This is a genomic window from Sphingomonas sp. J344 (assembly GCF_024700005.1).
Lineage (GTDB): Bacteria > Pseudomonadota > Alphaproteobacteria > Sphingomonadales > Sphingomonadaceae > Sphingomonas.
Genome location: NZ_JAJONB010000001.1, coordinates 2,302,095 through 2,322,789 on the forward strand (window position 1 = coordinate 2,302,095; position 20,695 = coordinate 2,322,789).

General features: G+C 65.9%; 19 protein-coding genes and 1 pseudogene. 12 read left to right on the forward strand and 8 right to left on the reverse strand.

Features of this window, described 5'->3' with window-relative positions:
• Positions 1-178 precede the first annotated feature (178 nt).
• From LRS12_RS11580 to LRS12_RS11595, 4 genes and pseudogenes are all read left to right on the forward strand, one after another.
• A pseudogene (locus LRS12_RS11580) lies at positions 179-364 on the forward strand (zincin-like metallopeptidase domain-containing protein); the annotation flags it as partial.
• 161 nt (positions 365-525) lie between these two features.
• Positions 526-942, forward strand: coding sequence for a DUF2958 domain-containing protein (locus LRS12_RS11585; RefSeq protein ID WP_224921302.1), 417 nt, complete (start codon positions 526-528; stop codon positions 940-942).
• 84 nt (positions 943-1,026) lie between these two features.
• Positions 1,027-2,880: a ParB N-terminal domain-containing protein gene (locus tag LRS12_RS11590; RefSeq protein ID WP_224921303.1), complete on the forward strand. Its 1,854-nt coding sequence runs from the start codon at positions 1,027-1,029 to the stop codon at positions 2,878-2,880.
• 170 nt (positions 2,881-3,050) lie between these two features.
• Entirely contained in the window at positions 3,051-3,494 is a 444-nt protein-coding gene (locus LRS12_RS11595; RefSeq protein ID WP_224921304.1) for a hypothetical protein, read from the forward strand.
• A 57-nt stretch (positions 3,495-3,551) separates the two neighbouring features.
• Here LRS12_RS11595 and LRS12_RS11600 read toward each other — a convergent pair whose 3' ends face one another.
• Entirely contained in the window at positions 3,552-3,962 is a 411-nt protein-coding gene (locus LRS12_RS11600; RefSeq protein ID WP_224921305.1) for a thermonuclease family protein, read from the reverse strand.
• A 483-nt stretch (positions 3,963-4,445) separates the two neighbouring features.
• Between LRS12_RS11600 and LRS12_RS11605 the strand changes: the two genes are divergently transcribed.
• From LRS12_RS11605 to rlxS, 6 genes are all read left to right on the forward strand, one after another.
• The gene (locus tag LRS12_RS11605) at positions 4,446-4,766 is read left to right on the forward strand and encodes a DUF736 domain-containing protein (RefSeq protein ID WP_179510978.1); all 321 of its coding nucleotides are present in this window, start codon (positions 4,446-4,448) and stop codon (positions 4,764-4,766) included.
• A 178-nt stretch (positions 4,767-4,944) separates the two neighbouring features.
• Entirely contained in the window at positions 4,945-5,166 is a 222-nt protein-coding gene (locus LRS12_RS11610; RefSeq protein ID WP_224921306.1) for an AlpA family transcriptional regulator, read from the forward strand.
• Positions 5,167-5,325: 159 nt separating this feature from the next.
• A complete protein-coding gene (locus LRS12_RS11615) occupies positions 5,326-5,754 on the forward strand; it encodes a S26 family signal peptidase (protein WP_308223040.1) in 429 nt (142 codons plus the stop codon).
• Positions 5,742-6,374 carry a lytic transglycosylase domain-containing protein gene (locus LRS12_RS11620; protein ID WP_224921308.1) on the forward strand — a complete coding sequence of 211 codons (633 nt, stop codon included), beginning with the start codon at positions 5,742-5,744 and terminating at the stop codon, positions 6,372-6,374. The genes LRS12_RS11615 and LRS12_RS11620 overlap by 13 nt, the downstream gene beginning before the upstream one ends.
• Positions 6,375-6,693: 319 nt before the next feature.
• A complete protein-coding gene (locus LRS12_RS11625) occupies positions 6,694-7,053 on the forward strand; it encodes a hypothetical protein (protein WP_224921309.1) in 360 nt (119 codons plus the stop codon).
• Between the two features lie 342 nt (positions 7,054-7,395).
• Positions 7,396-9,408: a relaxase/mobilization nuclease RlxS gene (rlxS, locus tag LRS12_RS11630; protein ID WP_224921310.1), complete on the forward strand. Its 2,013-nt coding sequence runs from the start codon at positions 7,396-7,398 to the stop codon at positions 9,406-9,408.
• Positions 9,409-10,039: 631 nt separating this feature from the next.
• Here rlxS and LRS12_RS11635 read toward each other — a convergent pair.
• The 7 genes from LRS12_RS11635 to LRS12_RS11665 all read right to left on the reverse strand — a co-directional run bounded on the left by LRS12_RS11635 (position 10,040) and on the right by LRS12_RS11665 (position 19,202).
• Complete coding sequence (locus LRS12_RS11635) at positions 10,040-10,279, reverse strand: hypothetical protein (RefSeq protein WP_224921311.1); 240 nt, start codon at positions 10,277-10,279, stop codon at positions 10,040-10,042.
• A complete protein-coding gene (locus LRS12_RS11640; protein WP_224921312.1) occupies positions 10,276-12,258 on the reverse strand; it encodes a heavy metal translocating P-type ATPase in 1,983 nt (660 codons plus the stop codon). The genes LRS12_RS11635 and LRS12_RS11640 overlap by 4 nt, the downstream gene beginning before the upstream one ends.
• Entirely contained in the window at positions 12,255-15,479 is a 3,225-nt protein-coding gene (locus tag LRS12_RS11645; protein WP_224921313.1) for an efflux RND transporter permease subunit, read from the reverse strand. The genes LRS12_RS11640 and LRS12_RS11645 overlap by 4 nt, the downstream gene beginning before the upstream one ends.
• 3 nt (positions 15,480-15,482) lie before the next feature.
• Positions 15,483-16,673, reverse strand: coding sequence for an efflux RND transporter periplasmic adaptor subunit (locus tag LRS12_RS11650; protein WP_224921314.1), 1,191 nt, complete (start codon positions 16,671-16,673; stop codon positions 15,483-15,485).
• A 2-nt stretch (positions 16,674-16,675) separates the two neighbouring features.
• Positions 16,676-17,953 carry a TolC family protein gene (locus tag LRS12_RS11655; RefSeq protein ID WP_224921315.1) on the reverse strand — a complete coding sequence of 426 codons (1,278 nt, stop codon included), beginning with the start codon at positions 17,951-17,953 and terminating at the stop codon, positions 16,676-16,678.
• Positions 17,954-18,013: 60 nt separating this feature from the next.
• Positions 18,014-18,355 (reverse strand): hypothetical protein, encoded by a 342-nt coding sequence (locus tag LRS12_RS11660; RefSeq protein WP_224921316.1) that lies wholly within the window; start codon positions 18,353-18,355, stop codon positions 18,014-18,016.
• Between the two features lie 199 nt (positions 18,356-18,554).
• A complete protein-coding gene (locus LRS12_RS11665) occupies positions 18,555-19,202 on the reverse strand; it encodes a cation transporter (protein ID WP_224921317.1) in 648 nt (215 codons plus the stop codon).
• A gap of 66 nt (positions 19,203-19,268) precedes the next feature.
• Here LRS12_RS11665 and LRS12_RS11670 point away from each other — a divergent pair, with 66 nt between their 5' ends.
• Both LRS12_RS11670 and LRS12_RS11675 read left to right on the forward strand, forming a co-directional pair.
• Positions 19,269-19,658 (forward strand): helix-turn-helix domain-containing protein, encoded by a 390-nt coding sequence (locus LRS12_RS11670; protein WP_224921318.1) that lies wholly within the window; start codon positions 19,269-19,271, stop codon positions 19,656-19,658.
• A 231-nt stretch (positions 19,659-19,889) separates the two neighbouring features.
• Positions 19,890-20,668 (forward strand): IS5 family transposase gene (locus LRS12_RS11675; RefSeq protein ID WP_374580061.1). Its coding sequence is split into 2 segments (ribosomal slippage): positions 19,890-20,247 and positions 20,247-20,668, totalling 780 coding nucleotides; the frame shifts between segments, so codons are not numbered across the junction.
• The last annotated feature ends 27 nt before the right edge of the window (positions 20,669-20,695 follow it).

Below are 20,695 nucleotides of genomic sequence, written 5' to 3' on the forward strand. Positions count from 1 at the left end.
GGGCTGCTCCATTTCATTTCGCCCCTGCGGGTGCAGCCCGCCGCTTCAGCAGGCCTCTCCGGTCGCTCTCGCCGCCCACCCCCGCCTCGGGGGAGGCCATGGGGCTTTTGGGCAGTGCTGGAGGCAACCGATGGTTTTCACCTTCCAACCGCCATTTTGGGCTGGACTGTCAGGATATGTCGCGGAAATGGGTTCGGCTTTCCTCTGCGCGGCGCTCGGCATCGTGCCGACCGTCCGCCACGCCGACTATCTGGCATCGTGGCTTGAGGTGCTGCGCGAGGATAACCGCGCGATCTTCCGCGCCGCCAGCGCCGCAAGCAAGGCTGCCGACTGGCTGCTGGCACGGCACGCCGCCGCCCAGGCCGAGGCTGTCCAAGGCGACACTTCCCATGATGACTCTGGCGAACGGAGGGCGACGAGGCCCAAGGTTCCGGCGATGCGCAGCATCGTTGGAATGGCGGAGGAGGGGGCGAAGCCTCGCAAGGCTCCGGCGGCGCGAAGCGTCGCGGGACAGGGGGCGGAGGGATGATCCTGCTCACCCCCGAACTTCGCGCCACGCTGCGCGTGAACGCCGAACGCTCCGCCGCGTGCGATCATGATCCCGCGCCGGTCGTCAAATTCTTCAATCCGCTCGGTGCGGCGACATGGCTGGCAACCGAACTTTACGACGATGGCGACACGCTGTTCGGACTGGCCGACCTTGGGTTCGGCTGTCCCGAACTCGGGCATTTCAGCCTGTCCGAACTGGCGGGCATTGGTTTGCCCTTCGGCCTCGGCATCGAGCGCGATATCGACTTTTCGACCACCGTCAGCCTGTCGGTGTGGGCCGACGTTGCGCGCCGAGCCGGTTCGATCAGCCAAGCCCAATCCATCATCTGGCGCATCGAGTCCGCGCCGGTCCCCGAGCTTCCGACCGACCCCGAACACGGGAGAGGTGGATGACGCGCGGCGCGTAACGCCGCTTTGCAAGCCGATCCGCCAACCCCGGAAAGAGCGACGGACCGGCACTCACAAGGAGTGACGACAATGAAACTCGATTTTATCCCGCTCGACAAGCTGGTCGTGAGCAAGGCCAATATGCGCTACGGCAAAAAGGCCCCGGACGTGTCCGATATCTTGCCGACCGTGCGCAGCCGTGGCGTCATCCAGCCGGTCATCGTCCGCCCGAACTGCGCGCCCGATGGCTTTGAAATCGTCGCCGGTAGCCGCCGCTTCCATGCCGCCAAGATCGTCGCCGAGGAACGGCGCGCGACAGGCGACGCCGATCCCGATGCGGCATTGCTTCCCTGTGCGATCCTCGACGAGGGCGACGATGCCGCCGCCATCGAGGCGTCGATGATCGAGAATATGGCGCGGCTCGACCCCGATGAGGTGACGCAGTGGGAGAATTTCACCCGCCTCGTCCGCGAGGGCCGCACGGTCGAGGACATCGCCGCAACCTTCGGATTGCCCGACCTCACCGTCAAGCGCGTGCTGGCGCTCGGCAACCTGCTCCCGGCGATCCGCGATCTCTATCGCAAACAACGGATCGACGCGGGGACCGTGCGCCACCTGACGATGGCGTCCAAGAGCCAGCAAAAATCATGGCTGGCGCTTGCCGACGATGAGAATGCCTATCTGCCGACCGGCCACCAGTTAAAGGCTTGGCTGTTCGGCGGGCAGTCGATCCCGGTCAAACATGCGCTGTTCGACATCGAGGCGAGCGGCCTTGCAACGATCGCCGACCTGTTCGGCGAGGACCGTTATGCCGCCGATCCGGAAGCTTTCTGGACTGCGCAGAATGCCGCAATCGAGGCACGCCGCGCCGCCTATATCGAGGCGGGCTGGGCCGACGCGATCATCGTCCCGCCGTCCGATCATTTCTCGACATGGGAATATGAGAAGGCGGGCAAGCGCAAGGGCGGGCGCGTCTATTTCGACGTGCGCGCGAGTGGCGAAGTGATCGTCCACGAAGGCTATGTCTCCGGCAAGGAAGCCCGCCGCATCGCCAAGGCCGAGGGATCGCAGAACGGGACCGGTCAGAAACCGGCGCGGCCCGAGGTCACATCGACGATGCAGACCTATATCGACCTGCATCGTCACGCCGCCGTCCGCGCTGCGTTGACCGGCCAACCGGCAATCGCGCTGCGCTTGATGGTCGCCCATGCCATCGGCGGCTCTCACCTTTGGACGGTGAAGGTCGAGCCGCAGTCCACCCGCAACGACGAGGTGCGCGACAGCCTCGACAACAGCAAGGCCGAGGCGGATTTCGACGAACGCCGCCGCGCAGTACTGGCGGTTCTCGGTTTCTCGCCCGAGGAACCGACCGTGACCGGGGGCAGCATCGAAGCGGACGGCGACGACTATGGCGTCGTCGGCATCTTCCACCGGCTGCTCGACCTTCCCGATGCGGTCGTCATGGAGGTGCTCGCCATCGTCATCGGCGAAACGCTGGCTGCGGGCAGCGCCGCTGTCGAGGCGGTGGGCATCGAGATCGGCGTCGATATGGCCCGCTATTGGCAGCCCGACGATGCCTTTTTCGCGGTTGTTCGCGACCGGGAAGTGCTCACCCGGATCGTCGCCGAGGTGGCGGGCGAAACCGTCGCCAGCGCCAACCGGCAGGAGAAGACCAGGACCCTGAAACGGATTGTGCGCGACCATCTTGACGGCACCAATGGGCGCGACCGGCGCGAAAACTGGGTGCCGCGCTGGATGGCGTTCCCGCCCACCGCCTATACGGCGCGCGGCGGCGTCGGCACGGTCGCGGCCCATGCCAAGGCGCAAGCCGCCCGCGCGGTCGAGCGGCCCCGCCCGGGCGACGAGGAGCCTGATCCGGGCGCACCGGGCGCGGTGATGGCCGTGCCGGACTCCGACGACGAGGCCGACCGCCTCGCCGCATGATTGCTCGCGGGCGGCGGCAAACCCGCCGCCCGCATCCTTCCATTTCTGAAAAAATTCGGCCGCGCGCCCGCGCCAGCAATCGGGTCGGTCATACCCCCGGTATGACCTGAACAGCGCGGGGCGCTGTTCACCCGTTGCTCGGGCGCGGGCGCGCGGCAAAGGAGATCATCATGGCCGACCGTGTATCCGCGAGCATCACCATCGGCGGCACCTTGCCGCGATCCTTGTTGCCCGATTTTCTCGCGCTCATTCGGGAGCAGGAACTGTCCACCGAATGGGACGGCGAACCCTTCGCCCCCACGATGTTCCGCGAGGGCATGTCCCTTGAACTCATGGCGCATGAAGTGCCCTGGGGCCGGTTCGAGCGCCTCGAAAGCTGGTGCGTCGAACATGGCCTGCCCTTCGCGCGTTGGTCGGGCGGCTATTGCGGCCAATGGGGTGCCGAGCGCGCCGTGTTCACCGGCACGGGCGAGGTGCAATGCTATGCCGCCGACGAGGACGACTATCTCCTGATCGGTCGCTGCACCGTCGAACGGCTCGGCAGCTACGCAGCGATCCTCGACCACTTCGCGGCGGGCGATTTCGCCGTGCCGCCGTTGCGGCTGATGCCGTGAATATCGGCCGCGCCCCGGCCTGCTGGCGCGGGCCGGGGCGCGGCTGGTTCCTTGTTTTCATCGCCGCGCGCGCGCGCACCAGTCGGGCATCCGCTGCCAGCGCGGCCACCAGCGTGCGATGCCGCTCGCCACCAGTTCGGACCCGACATCGCGACCGGCCAGCGTCACTTGGGCGACCGTGCGGTTGTAGCTGCGCCCGCCCCGCATGACGGTGACAGTCCGGCCATCGAGCAGCGTTCGGACACGCGCGGTCGCGGCCCGGCCAAGTACGATCTCCGCTCTACATCTGGCCTGTCCCGCTTGCGTCTCCGGGGCGTCGATTCCGGCAATGCGGATGCGTTCGCCGTTCTCCAGCCGGAAGGTATCGCCGTCGATCACAAGGCCGACACGCCCCTGATCAGGCGGCGCGGCGGCGATCAGCAACAACGCCGCGCAGGCGGCCAGAGGGCGGAGGACGATCATCGACATGGTGCTGGCCTTTATCGCCTTTGACGCCGCACACGAAGCCCCGGCCTGTCGACATCGGCCACGCCGACGGCAATGCCGGCAGCCTCGCCGTGCGTGCCCCGGACGGTCGATCCGGTGATGCGGCGGTACGTCCGCGCTGTCCTCGACTGATCCATCGCGTAGGTGAACCGGCGGCATTATCGTCGTCGCCACCGCCATCTCCCGCACCGTTTTCGGCTCCTCGGGCGCATGACCTGGTACGGCCGCAGTCCCGCGAAACCATCGCCGTGCGGCTTATTTCCCCGCCCGCGCCCACCCCACGCGGCACGCCGCGTGGGGGCCCCGAGCTTGCGGGCTCCTCGCGCTCGCTGCGCTTCAAATAAGCCTTCGGCTCCGGTCCTCCGCTTCGCTCCGGCCTGCCGGTTCGCGGACCTGCTTTGACCGTCCCTTCGGTCCGCCCATCGCCCGGAAACGGTTCGGGGCGACTTTCTAAGGAGACGAGCAATGCCAGCCATCGGTTATGTCACCCGCGACGGAAACGGCTTCAAGGGCCAGCTCAAGACGCTCTCGATCCGCACCGATATCGAGATCATTCCCAACACCCGCAAGTCCGGCGACACCCAGCCCGACTACCGGGTGTCGGCAGCCGGCGTCGAGGTCGGGGCCGGGTGGGTCCGGCGCGGCGAGATGAGCGGCAAGGACTATGTGTCGCTGTCGCTCGCCGCCCCCGAATTCGGTCCGCGCCGGCTCTACGCCAATCTCGGCCGCGCCGCCGGCCAGGACGACGATGACGCTTTCGCAATCATCTGGAATCCCGCCGACTGAGCGAACCGCCCCGCGTCCCGAAAGGACGCGGGGCATCGCCACCGGCTCTAAACGCCGGTGCCAATTTGGGGGTCGGAATCGCAGAGGTCGATTTGCGACCCTGCCGAAGACGACCGGATCGATCCAATCCGCGCTCATCAGCCGACGCCGGGTGCGTGGGCGCAGATGGAGCTTCATCATGGATACCGCCGAACGGGCGCAGGCCGCGCGCGAAACCTGTCCCTTCCTCACCGCCAAGCAGGCGGCTTTTCATCTCGGCCTCGCATACTCGACGCTCAAGCGCCTGCGCCAGACCGGCAAAGGGCCGAAATGCCGCCTGCATGGCCGAACCTGGCGCTATCACATCGACGATATCGAGACCTGGTCGGCAGCCCGCGCGCGCGGGGGCGACCGTGGTTGAGCGCCGGATCGCGACCGCCCGCTCCCGCTTCTCGCCTGGCTTGAGGTCCGCCGCGCGGAACGTCAGCGCATCCGCGCGCGCCGCCTGCGGCTTGGGCGGCACGCGGCGCTGCTCGGTATCGGTATCGCCTGCCTCGGCGTCACGATCGCCGTCCCGCCGCTGCCCCGGCTGGTGTGGAACGCGAGCGCGAGCGCACCTATCGGCCTCTATGCCGTGTCGCCCGGTGCATCGCTCGAACGCGGCGACATGGCGATTGCCTGGCCGCCAATCCAAGCACGGCAACTCGCAGCGCGCCGCCACTATCTGCCGAGCAATGTACCACTGGTGAAGCGCGTTTCCGGCATTGCCGGAGACACAATCTGCGCGGTGGATAGCGTCGTGACGGTGAATGGCAGGCCGGTTGCGCAGCGCCGTGCCGCCGATGCAGCGGGCCGTCAGCTACCTGCGTGGCGGGGGTGCATCCGGCTTGGACCTGGCACGCACTTCCTGCTCCTGACCGAGACCCCGGACTCGTTCGACGGGCGCTATTTCGGACCGACGCTGACGCAGGATGTCATTGGCAAGGCGACCCCGTTGTGGCTGCGCTGAGGACGTTCGCGCTCGGCCTTGCGTTGCTCGCCGCGCCCCCCGCCGCCGCCGCAAATCCGTCGGGGACCGATCCGGTATCCCGCTGGCACGCCGAGATCGCCGAGGCGTCCGCCCGGTTCGGTGTGCCGGTCGCCTGGATCGAGCGGGTGATGCGCGCCGAAAGCGGGGGCCGGACCATGCTTGGCGGGCGACCGATCACCTCCCACGCTGGCGCGATGGGGCTCATGCAGTTGATGCCGAGGACATGGCTGGCGATGCGAGCCGCGCACGGCCTGGGGCGCGATCCCCATGATCCACGCGACAATATTCTCGCAGGGACGGCTTATCTGCGCGCGATGTATGACCGGTTCGGCTATCCCGGGTTGTTCGGTGCCTATAACGCCGGTCCCGGTCGCTACGCCGTCCATCTCGCCACGGGCCGTGCGCTGCCGACCGAGACGCGCGCCTATCTTAAACAGGTGTCGGGCGGGCCTTTGGTGCCATCCCCATCGCCCGCGCCGCAGCCGCCATCGACCTTGTTTGTCGTGCTTCGGCCCAGCAATCAGTCGGCTGATCCATCGCGATCGCGCACGCCGGACGCGCCGCCAGATACGCTGTTTGCGATCCGCGCACCCCGTTGAGTCTGCATGTGTTGCTGCGTCGAAGGGTGCCGACTGTAAGGGCATCGCGCGACCTTGGATGTTGGAGGGCTCGTCTCGGCAAGGCCCAGCATGACGGGCGGCGAAGCGGCTGTGCAAGGCCGGCGGCCCCTCCAATTTTGCCGCGAACCAGAGGCTGCTGCGCAGCCGCGTTGTTTGTTTTCAGCGCAACAAAATCGGTTCCTCCGCCGCCGCTGCGCGGCGCTTCCGGCTTCGCCTCCAGCGGCCCTGACAGCCGCCTCGCCACCCGTCTTCGGATGTCTGTCCTCGATGATGGGGACTTCAAGCGAAGGAGGCGATCATGACCATGTTTCAACCGATTGGTGCGGCGTCGGACCGCGTAGTGGCGACGCTGGTGGCAGGGCTCGAAATCGAGTTTGGGCGGGGCGCAGGCGAGGCGCTTGCGACACGGTTTCTAGAGGCTGAGGAGAGCGATTTCCTGTGGGATGCGCGCATGTCGGAGCGGTGGCTCGGTGCGTATGAGAACATCGACGACGAGAATTTCGAGCTCGATCGGGTGGCGATCACGGGACGGTTGGATGGCCGCTGGTTCGTCGCGGTGAGCATCGTCGATGGCGATGGGAGCGCGCAAGGATTGATGGGTCGCCGCGATTTCAGGAGCGAACGCCAGGCACGCGAAGCGTTCGCAGCGACGCATTGATCGCAGCATCGGAAACGCCGGGACACAGTGCCGACAGGCATCGTGTCCCGGCTCTTTTTGCCTCGGCTCAGGCCAGATGGGCAGGCAGCAGGTCAGCGGAAATTGGCGACAGGAGCGGTTCCGATGGGAGGGTGGCGTAAGGCAAGATAAAGCTATGGCACTGGTGTTCCATAAGCCTTTGTCTGCACAGCGTTTTTTGGAGCCGCCACCGGCACTGCCCTCTCGGCACCAGTGCCGTTCGGCCCGGACATGGCGGTATTGCGCCACATTCGGCGGCACCGGTTTTCAGGGGGAACCGCACGGGGTCATGCTTGCCGCTCCGCACCCCTTGGAATCATCACAATGGCCGACGACGACAGCTTTGAACCGCGCCTCGGGCGCCAGCGTCAGCAGGGTGCCAAACGCGCCCGACGCTATCTCGGCCGCGTCCTTGCCGCCGCCAACCTTGCGCGCGGCGGCGCGGTGGCTTCCGGTCTCGCGCGTGGGGCGTTCTCAGGCGTCCGGATCGGACGCGGTGCGGGTGTCGGACGCCTGCTCGCCAGCCGCGGCAATCATGCCGCCGCGAACGGCCGCCGGGTGATCGTCAAGGCAAGCATCGTCAAGCTCGCCGGCAAGGGCGCATCGACCGCTGCCGCGCATCTGCGTTACCTCCAGCGCGACGGCACAACGCGCGAGGGCGAACGGGGCGCGCTTTACGGGCGCGATGCCGGCGCTGTCGACGGCAAGGCGTTCGGCGGACGGGGGGCTAGCGATCGCCACCAGTTCCGCTTCATCGTCTCACCTGAGGACGGCGATCAATATGACGATCTGAAACCGCTCACCCGGCGGCTGATGGCGCGCATGGAAGAGGATCTTGGAACGAAGCTCGACTGGGTCGCGGTGGACCATTTCAACACCGGTCACCCGCACACCCATATCGTCGTGCGTGGGAAGGACGATCGTGGTGCCGACCTCGTCATCGCCCGCGACTACATGACGACCGGCATCCGCGAGCGTGCCGCCGAGCTGGTCGACCTCGACCTTGGCCCGCGCACCTACCGCGAAATCGCGCAGACGCTGCGCGTAGAAGTCGAGCAGGAGCGCCTGACCTCGATCGACCGGGCCTTGCTCAAGGGGATGGACGCCGCGCGGATAGTAGCGACCAACGGTCGCGATGCCGCCGACCAGACGCTGCGCGCCGCCCGACTTGCAAAACTGTCGCGCCTGGGCCTGGCCGAGCCGCTCGGCGCGGGACGCTTCCGGCTTGTGCACGACCTTGCCGATACGCTGTGGGCGTTGGGTGAGCGCGGCGACATCATCCGCACGATGCAGCGCGACTTTTCCCGTGCCGCAACCGTGCGGGCGTCGGCAGATCAGGCGATCTACGATCCCGCCGCGTCCGGTGCCCGCCCGCTGGTCGGCCGCGTGCTGGCACGCGGACTCGCCGACGAACATGCCGATCGCCATTATCTGATCGTCGATGGGGTCGATGGGCGCAGCCACTATGTAGCGATCGGCAAGCCCGCCCTGAGCTTCGTCGATAGTGGTACAGAAACCGATGCCAGCTTGCCGTGCGGTGCGATCGTGCGGGTCGATCCGGTTAGCCCGATCGTCCGCGAGGTGGACCGGACCGTCGCTGCGGTCGCCGCAGCGAATGGCGGACGCTATGATGTGGATGCCCATCTTCGCTACGATCCGGCCGCGACCCAGGCCTTTGCCGAAACCCATGTCCGGCGTCTGGAGGCGATGCGACGGACGTCGGGCATCGTCGAGCGCGAACCGTCGGGCCGCTGGATCATCGCGCCGGACCATCTGGCGCGTGTCGCGGCCCATGAAACGGCGAGGCTACGGGACCGTCCGGTCGCGATCACCTTGCTGTCGGCGCAGCCGCTTGACCGGCTGGTCGATGCCGAGGCCGCGACCTGGATCGATCGCGAGCTGATCTCGGCAGCGCCCGAGGCGGTTCGAGATGCCGGGTTCGGACGTGAGGTACGCGAGGCTCAGACGCGGCGTCGGCAGTGGCTGGTTGCGCAGGGTTTTGCGGAGGAAACGGGCGGCGATACGCCGTTCCCGAGGACCATCGTTGCGACGCTTCAGCGGCGCGAGTTGCTGCGGATCGCGGGCCAGCTCTCCGACGAACTCAAGGTGCCGTTCCGCGAAGCTGCCGAAGGCGACCGTGTCGAGGGCCGTTATCGCCGCCCAGTCGACCTTGTCAGCGGGCGCTTCGCGCTCATCGAACGGTCGCGGGATTTTACGTTGGTGCCGTGGCGCCCGGTGCTGGAGCGGCAGGTCGGCAAATCGGTTTCAGGGTTGATACGCGGCGACGGCATCAGCTGGTCCATCGGGCGCAGTCGAAGTGGGCCGGGGATTTCATGACCTGGCTGCTCTTGTGACCGTCGAGTTCGACGGACGAAGTCTGCAACCGACCGCAGTCGGTCAAAATCAACCGTACCCGGCGATCATGGTGACGTCCGCCCTTGAGAAACAGGCCGATAGGGCGACCCAAACAGACATTCGGCAACGCGCTCGCCTTGTCGTAGCTCAAACAGCTTGCGGCGACCTCCGAAAGCACTCCTTCGGTCAGCGCGACGGTCGGTCCGGAACGTGCGGCCAGTCCTCATGATATCTAACCGAAATCCGTTCCACATCTTGATAGTGGGTCTCGGCCATGTAGGCACTGAATGATCGACTACCCCGGCCTCGGCGCGAAGATGGTCCAGGCCGGGTTGCAATCGTCTGCGGGTCGCGCCGATCGGAAAACATGGCAGTTACGTCGATATGGCCACGGCCAGCCCTGTACACTCCGCGGCTCGGTCGAACGGTGCCGACCACCCTTATGCCGCTTCCGACCTGATAGGCATGTAGCCAGTAAATCCTAATCGGGTCGCCGGGCATGTTGACCGCCAAAGGCTGCAACGGGATCGGCTGCAAGGTGGCGCACCCTGAAAGCACAATTGAGATCGCCAGCGCTGCAAGCGACAGAAGCGGTCGCGGACCACCACCCATCCTACTTCTCCTGATTATTGTTGCGGCGGACGCCCATTCGCCAAGGGCGCAGCGGGGAGGGCAGTACAAGGCGTAGCTGCGCCGCCCGTCCGCGGATGGCATCAACCGTCCGGTGTAACCTTCGTGCGATCTCGCCCGGAGGGTGTCGCGCCTCGATCATCTGTATTAGCGCGGCATCGTCGGCCTCGGTCCATGGGCGCGGCTTGCGGCGCGCGGAGGTGTCGGTCGGATCGCTGCTCATTGGCGATACGCCAACAGACGAAGGGCATTGAATACGACCAGCAGTGTCGATCCCTCGTGGATCATCACCGCCGGTCCGATGCCCAGGCCCAGGATCGTAGCGGGCACGAGAAACCCGACGATGCCGAGGCTGACCACCAAATTCTGCCGGATGATGCCGCGCGTTTTGCGGCTTAGACCAACCGCGAAGGGCAGATGGGCGAGGTCATCCGCCATCAGCGCGACATCGGCGGTTTCCAGCGCCACGTCCGAACCGGCGGCGCCCATCGCGATGCCGACCGTCGCATTGGCCATCGCCGGCGCGTCGTTTACGCCATCGCCCACCATCGCGACCTTCGCTTCGCCACGCAGCTTGCGGATCGCCTCGACCTTGTCTTCGGGCAGCAAATCGCCCCATGCCTCGTCGAGGCCGACGTCGCGCGCAATTGCCTCGGCAACCTTCTGGTTGTCGCCCGAGATCATGATCATCCGCGTGATGCCGAGCGCATGAAGACGCGCGATCGTGTCTTTCGCAGCCGCGCGCGGCGTGTCCATCAGCCCGATGGCGCCGAGATCGCGTTCGCCGCGACGCACTACCATCGTCGTTCGCCCGCCGTCTCGCAGCCGGGCGATGGCATCGCGCATGGCATCCGAAAGCGGCGCAATGCCGTCAGCGCCGAACATCTCCGCCTTACCGATCAGCACCGGCTCGCCATCGATCTTCGCGGTGATCCCGCGTCCGGTCAGGCTGGCGAGATCGGTCGCGGCGGGAAGCTTGATCTCGCCGAGCCGTTTCTCGCCGTCCTTGGCGATCGCACGCGCGAGCGGATGGTCGCTGAGCCGCTCGACCGCCACCGCGACCGCGAGCAGATCGCGCTCATCCACACCGTCCGCCGGGATGATGTCGGTGATCCGCGGACGCCCCTCGGTCAGCGTGCCGGTCTTGTCAAAGGCGATGGCCTTGAGCGATCCCAGATCCTCGAGCGGACCACCGCCCTTTACCAGCACGCCGCCTCGGGCAGCGCGAGCGACACCGGATAGCACCGCGCTTGGCGTGGCGATTGCCAGCGCGCAGGGGCTTGCCGCCACCAGCACTGCCATTGCGCGATAGAAGCTGTCGCGGAACGGCTCGTCGATCACGACCCAGGCGAACAGCAGCACGACCGTGAGAAGTAGCACCGACGGCACGAACACGCGCTCGAACCGATCGGTGAAACGCTGCGTCGGCGACTGGCGCGTTTCGGCCTCGCTGACCAGTTCGACGACGCGCGCCAGCGTCGTCTCACTCGACTTGCGCGTGACCTCGACCTCGATCAGACCGCTGCCGTTGATCGTGCCGGCGAACACTCGATAGGGCGCTTCGATCGTGTCCGGTCTGGTGCGCGCCGCGGCTTCGTCGGGCACCGGCCGCTTGTCGACCGGCATGCTCTCACCCGTCACCGGCGCCTGATCGATGCTGGTCGTCCCTTTGACGATGAAACCATCCGCTGGCAGCCGCTCGTCGGGTTTGACAACCACCGTGTCGCCAACCACGAGTTGCTCGACCGGCAACTCGACCAGCTCGCCATCACGGCGCACCAAAGCTGTCTGCGGCGCCAACTCAGCCAACGCCTCGATCGCCCGTTTGGCGCGCCCCATGGCGTAGTTTTCGAGCGAATGCCCAAGGCTGAACAGGAACAGCAGCAGCGCGCCTTCGGCCCACGCGCCAAGCGCCGCCGCACCCACTGCGGCGACCAGCATCAGCGTGTCGATCTCGAACCGCTTGTGCCGCAGGTTGTCGATCGCTTCGCGCAACGTGAAGAAGCCACCGAACAGATACGCGGCGACGTAGCAGGCTAGCGGTATCCAGCCGGGCGGATTGGTCAGCTTCTCGAGCGCAAAGCCGATCGCGAGCAGCGCGCCGCACAGCAGCGCGCAGATCAGTTCGGTATTTGCGCCAAAAATCCTACCGTGCGCATGATCGTGCCGGCCATTTGGCTCGGGTGGGGCTTGATCGGTCATGCGATGGCCTCCGTTGGACGGACGTCATCCCGTTCGACCTCGGCCACGTCGGTCTCACGCCGGCCGTAACGGGCGTAGAGCGTGGGCAGGACGAACAGGGTCAGAAGCGTCGCCGAGATCAGGCCGCCGATGACGACTGTCGCGAGCGGCTTCTGCACTTCGGCACCCGACCCGGTCGCGATCGCCATCGGCACGAAGCCGAGCGAGGCCACCAGTGCGGTCATCACCACCGGCCGCAGCCGGGCGAGCGCGCCCTGCCAGGCCGCATCTGCCCTCGCGACGCCGCGCGCCATCAGATCCTGAATCGAGTTGACCATGACAAGGCCGTTGAGCACCGCGATGCCGGACAAGGCGATGAACCCGACCGCTGCCGAGATCGAGAATGGCATCCCGCGCAGGAACAGCGCGAGCACCCCGCCGACCAGCGCGAGCGGCACGCCGGTGAAGACGATCGCTGCGTCGCGCACGCTGCCCAATGCCCCGTAGAGCAGCAGGATGATCAGCGCGAAGCAGGCCGGCACGACCAGCATCAGCCGCTGGCTGGCCGATTGCAGATTCTCGAATTGGCCACCCCATTCGAGATACTCGCCGGCCGGCAGACGTACCTCCCGGGCCATCGCCACGCGGGCGTCTTCGACCACGCCCGCGACATCGCGGCCCCGGACATTGGCCTGAACGACGACACGGCGCTTGCCATTTTCGCGGCTGATCTGATTGGGACCGGCCGTCACCGCGATGTCGGCGATGCTTTCGAGCGGGACGAATGCGCCATCCGGCGTGGGCACGGGAACCTGCCCCAGCGTCTGTAGATCGGCGCGCGCGGCGTCGGTCAGCCGGATCGTCACCGCGAAACGCCGATCGCCCTCGAAGATCATCCCGGCGTCGCGCCCGCCGATCGCGGCGGCAAGCGTGTCCTGCATGACCTGCGCAGTGATCCCCAGCCGCGCCATCGCATCGCGGTTGGGCCGGACGTCGAGCATGGGCAGACCTTCGGTCTGTTCGACCCGCACATCGGTCGCGCCCTCAACATTACGCAAAATGCCCGCGATCTGGTTGGCCGTTGCGTTCATCGTGTCGGTGTCGTCGCCGAACACCTTGACCGCGATGTCGCCGCGCACGCCCGCGATCAACTCGTTGAAGCGCATCTGGATCGGCTGGCTGATCTCGAATGCGTTGCCCGGGAGGCTTTCCAGTGCCTTCTCGATCTTCGCAACCAGTTCCGCCTTTGGCAGCTTCGGATCGGCCCACTCGTTGCGGTCCTTCATGATGATGAAGGTGTCGGAGATGTTCGGCGGCATCGGATCCGACGCGAGTTCGGCGGTGCCTGTCTTGGAAAAGACGAACTTGACCTCGGGAATCGCCGAGATGGCCTTTTCAACGCGGAACTGCATCGTCTGGCTCTGCTCGACCGACGTGCCCGGCACGCGGAGCATCTGCGCGGTCGCATCCCCTTCGTCCAGCTGCGGCAGAAACTCCTGGCCCAGCGTCATGAACGCACCGATCGCCAGCACGAAAGCACCGACGGCGGCGGCAATCGTCGTGCGTGGCCGTTTCATTGCCTTGCCAAGGCCCGGCTCGTAGCGCCGTTTGAGCCAGGTCATGATCCGGCCCTCCTTCTCCTCGACCGGCTTTGACAGCCAGATCGCCAGCATCGCTGGCACGAAGGTAAGCGAGAGGATGAACGCGCAGGCCAGCGCCAGGATTACGGTCAGCGCCATCGGCGTGAACGTCTTGCCCTCGACCCCGGTGAGCGTGAGCAGCGGAACATAGACGAGGATGATGATCGCCTGGCCATAGACCGAGGGGCGGATCATTTCGCGCGTGGCGCTCGCCACCGCGTGCAGTCGTTCGCCCTTGTCGAGGGTGCGGCCAAGGTGATGCTGGCGTTCGGCGATCCGTCGCAGCGCATTCTCGACGATGATGACGGCACCATCGACGATCAGGCCAAAGTCGAGTGCGCCGAGACTCATCAAATTTGCCGATACACCGCCGCGCAGCATGCCAAAGCTGGTCATCAACATGGTGATCGGTATGACCAGCGCCGCGATGAGCGCGGCCCGGAAATTGCCGAGCAGCAGAAACAGCACGACCACGACGAGCAGTGCGCCTTCCGACAGATTCTTGGCGACGGTCTTGATCGTCGAATTGACCAGCCCCGTGCGGTCGAGCACCGGCTGGATGATGATATCGGTCGGCAGCGAAGCGTTGACCTCGTCGAGCCGGTCGGCGACCGCCGAGGCGACATTGCGGCTGTTCTCGCCGATGCGCATGACGGCTGTGCCGACGACGACTTCCCGACCGTTTTCGGACGCCGATCCCATCCGCGTTGCCTGACCGAGCTTTACCGTCGCGACCTGATTGAGCAGGATCGGCACGCCTTCGCGCGTCGCGATCACGGTGCGGGCAAGCTGGTCGGCATTGGCGATGCGCGCGTCGGAACGAACCGCGAGACCTTCACCGTTGCGATCGACGACACCTGCGCCGACCGCGCTGTTGTTCGCCTCAAGCGCTTCGGCAAGGTCGCTAAGGCTGAGTTTGAGCGCGGTCAGCCGCTGTACGTCCGGCACGACCTGATACTGCTTCACATAGCCGCCGATCGAGTCCACGCCCGCCAGGCCGGGGACCGACTTGAGCAACGGCGCGACGATCCAGTCCTGCGCAGTGCGCAGATAGGTCGCCTTGTCAGCGTCGCTGACCAGCCGGTCACCTTCCGGCGTGATGTAGCTGCCGTCCGGCTGGATGCCCGGCTCGCCGGCCTTGTGCTTGTCCTCGGGCCGATGAGCCATGTGGACGGTCCACATATAGACTTCGCCAAGGCCGGTCGCGATCGGCCCCATTTCCGGTGCGACGCCCTCCGGCAGGTTTTCCTCGGCGGAGCGCAGCCGTTCAGCAACTTGCTGGCGCGCGAAATAGATATCAGTGGCGTCGGTGAACACCGCAGTCACCTGCGCAAAGCCGTTGCGGCTTAGCGATCGGGTGTATTCTAGACCGGGAATGCCCGCGAGCGCGGTCTCGATCGGGAATGCGACTTGCTTCTCGACCAGTTCGGGCGAAAGCGCCGAGGCGCGGACGTTAATCTGCACCTGGTTGTTGGTGATGTCGGGAACGGCATCGATCGGCAGCCTCGACAAGGAGACCGCGCCGATAACCGCGGCGATGAGGGTCAAGAGCAGCACGAACCAGCGCCGCTCGACCGCGAAATTGACAATGCGTTCGATCACGGATCAATGCCCTCCGTGCTCGGCTTCGCCCTTGGCGAGCTCTGCCTTGAGCGTGAAGCTGCCATTACCGGCGACTTCCTCGCGGCCGGTGAGGCCGGACGTGACTGTGACCGTGCCGGCGCCGCGAGCGCCCAGCGTGACCGCCTGCGCGCGAAATCCGGTAGCGGTGCGGACGAACACGGTGTTGCGGTTTTCGACCGTCTGGACTGCGGCAGTCGGCACGCTGACCGCGCCGCCCCCTTCGCCCGGCAAATTCAATATGGCGGACACCGGTTCGCCGACACGCCACTGGCCGGCACGATTGTCGATCAGCGCGATGGCGGCGACCAGGCGCGTCGTTTCGTCGAGCACTGGCGAGACGAAGCTGAGCACTGCAGCCGAGCGGCGGCCACCCGCGCTGACCTCGACCGGCGTGCCAACCCGCACGCGCGCGGCATCGGCCGGTGAAAGCGAAATCGTTACTGCGACGAGCGACAGATTGGAGACGCGAAACAGCTCGGCATCTGCCGCAACGGTCTGGCCGAGCACAACCGGTCGTGCGGTGATGCGCCCGCCAAGCGGCGCGACGACACCGATGCGGTTGAGTGGGCCACCGCCGACGCCAGCCGCAGAGACCTGCTGTTGGGCAAGGCGTAGTGCGATACTGGCCTCAGTCGCCGCGGTGCGAGCTGCGATGAGATCGCGTTCGGGCGAGACACGAAGCTTGAACAGCCGGTCTTCGCGCCGCAGGTTGGATTGGGCGAGCGCCGAACGTGCTCGCGCCGCTTCGACCTCGGCCCTGAGCGACGCGGCTTCACGGCTTTCGATCACGGCGACCACCTGGCCGCGCGCGACGGCGTCGCCCAGATTGCGGTTGAGTGCGACGACGCGACCGCCGATCGCTGCGGAGACCACTTGTGTCCCCTGCGGATCGCCCTCGATCGTCGCGGGGAGCGTCAGCGCGCCGCCGCCGGAGGACAAGACCCGGACAACCTCGATGCCCGCAGCCTTAATCTGTTGCGCGGTCAGCGTGATGACGCCTTCTTCGCCTTCGCCTTCTCCGTGGGCGGCTTCATTGTCGCCATGATCATCCTTAGCCTCTGCACCGGCTCCCACGGCCGCGCTGTTGTTGGCGGCATCTTCGTTACCTGAGCAACCTGCCAGCAGCATCGCCAGGACGAGCGGTGCCGCAGCCCCGCTTACGAGCTTCTTCATCGTCAATTCCCCGTTTGCACCGGCGTGAGAGCCGGTGTTGTCAGCCGGGCGAGACGCGCCTCGGCATCATGATATTGTGCGCGCGCATCGACCGCGGCGGTGCGGGCATCGAGCAGTGCCTGTTCGGCTTCTAGCAAGACCAGCTGGTCGAACTTGCCCTCGCCATAGCCAATGCGTGCGATGCGGGCGGCTTCCTGTGCGGCACCGAGTGCCGGTCCAGACGCCCGCACGCTTGCCGCCGCCCGATCGCGGTCGGCGCGCGCCGCGGTGATCGCACGTTCAGCCTCGAAGCGGGCCACTCGCCGCTTGGCGTCACTCTGGTTGCGCAGCGCCGTAGCCTGACCCACGGCAGCCCGGCCGTTGTTGAACACCGGCAGCGGCACCGAGACGCCCAAGACCATCGCCATGTCGCCGCTGGCCTGAAGACGGCGCGTACCCGCGCTTACCGTCAGGTCGGGAATGCGCTGACTGCGCGCGAGGCGAAGTTGTGCATCGGCGGTGGCGACGTCGGCACCTGCGGCTGCGAGCGCCAACGTACCATCCGCATTCGCCGGTGTCGCAGGACCCGCCCGAACGTTGTCGATACGATCGAACCACGGCTGGTCCAGGGCACCGGGCCGGCTGGCGCCGACGAACTGGGCGAGCGCTAATCGGTTCGCCTCGACGCTGCGCTGTGCACGCTCCAGCTCTGCTTCCGCGTTTGCCGCCAGCAGGGCAGCGCGCTGCTGATCGATGGGTGAGTTCGCCCCGGCTTCGACCCGGTCGCGCGCGATACGCAAATTTTCGCGCGTGACCCCAAGCTGGTCCTGCGCGATCGTCAGCCTTCGTTCAGCGGCGACCGCCTCGATATACGCTTGTGTGACTTGTAGCCTGAGGTCGGCTCGCGTGATCACTGCGTCGATCTTGGCGCGCGCCGTCTGCGCGTCGGCTACTGCGATGCGTGCTGGGCGTTTACCGCCGAGTTCAAGCGGAAGCGCGAACGCAATCGTTGTCTCGGCTTCGTTGATGCCCTTGTACGGGCCGGTGCCGATTACATTCTCGACATCGGCGCTGAGCGTCGGGTTCGGTCGCAACGCAGCGACTACACGACCCGCTTCGGCGGCTTCGATGCCGAGCGCCGCCACTTCGTTGGCCGGCGCGATCGCGCCCGCCTGAGCCAACGCTTCGTCAAGCGTTAGCGTCTCGCCAGCTGAGACCGGCGCGGACGATGTCGAACTTTGCGCCTGCGCAATCCCTGCGCACGACGCCGCGGCGAGAAGCGCCGCGTAGATGGACTTCATGATGGAACACTCCTGACAGCCACAAACAGCCGCCGGGCATCGGCCCGCGGCGGAGGGGCGTCAGGCTTGCGGAGGTCTCAACGCGGCGTCGGGCGCGGCCGCGACCAGCACACTCGCCGGGCCGCGATCACGAATATTCTCATGTGAGGTTAGCGTCGCTGTCACGGCGGCATCGTCAAGCGACGCGAAATGGTGGCCGTGGCAGCCGCCGTGCTGATGCGCGATGTTCTGGTCGCTCTTGCCGGTCTCCGGCGCGTTCTGATCGGCGTGATCCACATCCACGCCCGGCAGCGAGGGAGCCATCTCGACGCAGATCGACCGCTCCACGGCATGCGCGACCGGCGCAGTGCCGATCGACAGCAGCGCAAACGCACAAAGCATCAAGGTGAACAGACGGATCATCGCGATGCCGCGTTATCCTTTCGTGGCCGGGTTGTCATCTGCAAAGTGCGCGCCAACGAAGTTGATATAGCGTATCATATCGCCGACGAAAGTGAATCGAACTGTCGGCATTTCGAGTTAACGCTTGAGACCATAAATATCCTGGCCAAAGGTCTGAACTCATTCCGTATAGACGCCCGATGTATTTCATCTTCATCTTTCATTTGACTTGCAGACGGAAGATGCCCTGCTGCCCGGACGCGGAAATCTCACGCTTAGCCTGACGGATAATCTGAACACCGCCGGTGATCCCTAGGCCGGCCATGATCGCCGCCACGATCAGATCAGGCCAGGCCGTCCCGGTGCCGAACACCCCGACAGCAGCCATGACCACGGCGACGTTGCCGATCGCATCGTTGCGCGAGCAGATCCACACGGACCGCATGTTCGCGTCGCCCGCGCGGTAGCGGTAGAGCAGCAACGCAACGCCGGCATTGGCGATCAGCGCCACGACGCCAACAACACCCATCACTTCGGCCTCCGGCGTCTGTCCGTCCCACACAGCCCACAATGTCGCGCCGAGCACATAGGTACCAAGCAGAAGGAGCGTCACACCCTTGAACAGGGCGGCACGCGCACGCCAGCCGAGCGCCATACCGGCAACGCCGAGGCTGATCGCATAGTTGGCCGCGTCGCCCAGGAAATCGAGCGCATCGGCCTGAAGCGCTTTCGATCCGCCCGAGACACCGGCGATCATCTCGGCCACGAACATCGTCGCGTTGACCACCAGCGCGATCCACAGAGCGCGGCGCCATTTGGGGTCATTGTTCGCGTCGGACTTGTCCGAAGCACAGCTATTGCAGGCCATTGCCACCTCGCACGACTCGATGTGACAGGCTATATGGACCCTGTAGTAACTCGAGGGTCAATGGGCATGAAAATCGGCGAGCTCGCACGAGCGACCAGCACCAAGATCGAAACGATCCGCTTTTACGAGAAGATCGGTTTGCTTCCCGCGCCCGCTCGGACTGCAGCGAATTATCGCGCCTACAATCAAACCCAACTGGCCCGTCTGTCCTTCGTGCGCCGCGCCCGCGACCTTGGCTTTACGCTCGATCAGATACGCGGTTTGCTCGCCTTGTCAGATGATCGGGACCAGTCTTGCAGTGCAGTCGATACCGTGGCTCGTCAGCACGTGTCCGAAATCGACCGCAAGATCACCGATTTGCGGGCGCTCCGCCGCGAACTGCAAGAGATGCTCGATCAATGCAGCCAGGAGACGGTCTCAACATGCCGGATCATTGAGTCTTTGGCGCCACGCTGACTTGGCGTCTCGTTGAGCGAAGTGGCAAACGACCGATTCGGTCGCTCCAAGCGCTCGCGGAGATACCCGACCCTGGGCGTTAGCTTGTAGAAGCTGACTCCGAAAAGCGACCGTTCCCAGAACGTCCGCGCAAGGTTATTGCCGTAAATAATTGATCGCACAGCGCAGTATGAGTCAGTGCTAGGGTCGGGACCCATAAACGGGATTCCCTTGGCGGCTGGGATGTGATTCATGCGCTGCGCCAGCAGGAGCGTGGATTTGAGCGAGTTTTGGTTGAGTGAAGCCCAGTTCGAGCGGCTTCGTCCGCTGCTGCCGGACAAGGTGCGCGGTGTGGCGCGGGTCGATGATCGGCGGGTGATCAGCGGCATCATTCATGTGGTGAAGTCGGGCGGGCGCTGGGTCGACGCGCCGGCCTGCTACGGGCCGAGGAAGACGCTCTACAACCGGTTCGTGCGCTGGGCGGCAAAGGGTGTGTGGCAGGAGCTGTTCGTCACGCTCGCGGCAGCAGGCGGGCCGCCCGCCGAGGTCCTGATCGACAGCACGCATATGAAGGCGCACCGCTCCGCGGGCGGTGGAAAAGGGGGGCGCTCGTCCAGGCGATCGGGATCAGCCGGGGCGGCCGCAACAGCAAGCTCCACGCGCTCACCGACGGCGAAGGTCGGCCGCTCCGCTTCCTGCTGACCGGTGGCCAGGTCGCCGACTGCCGCGCAGCCGATGTGTTGCTCGATGATCTCGCGCCGCGCACCATCGTGCTCGCGGACAAGGCTTACGACAGCAATGCGATCCGCGACCTGATCGAGCGGCAGGGTGCCGTTCCGAACATCCCCTCCAAGACGAACCGCCGCTGGAAAAGCTGCTTCTCCAAGACGCTCTACAAGGGCCGCAACGCCGTCGAGCGCATGTTCTGCCGCCTCAAGGATTATCGCCGCATCGCCACCCGCTACGACAAGCTCGCCACCAACTTCCTCAGCGCCATCTACCTCGCCGCAGCCGTCACATGGTGGTTATGAGTCCCGACCCTAAGACTGCTAACCTCC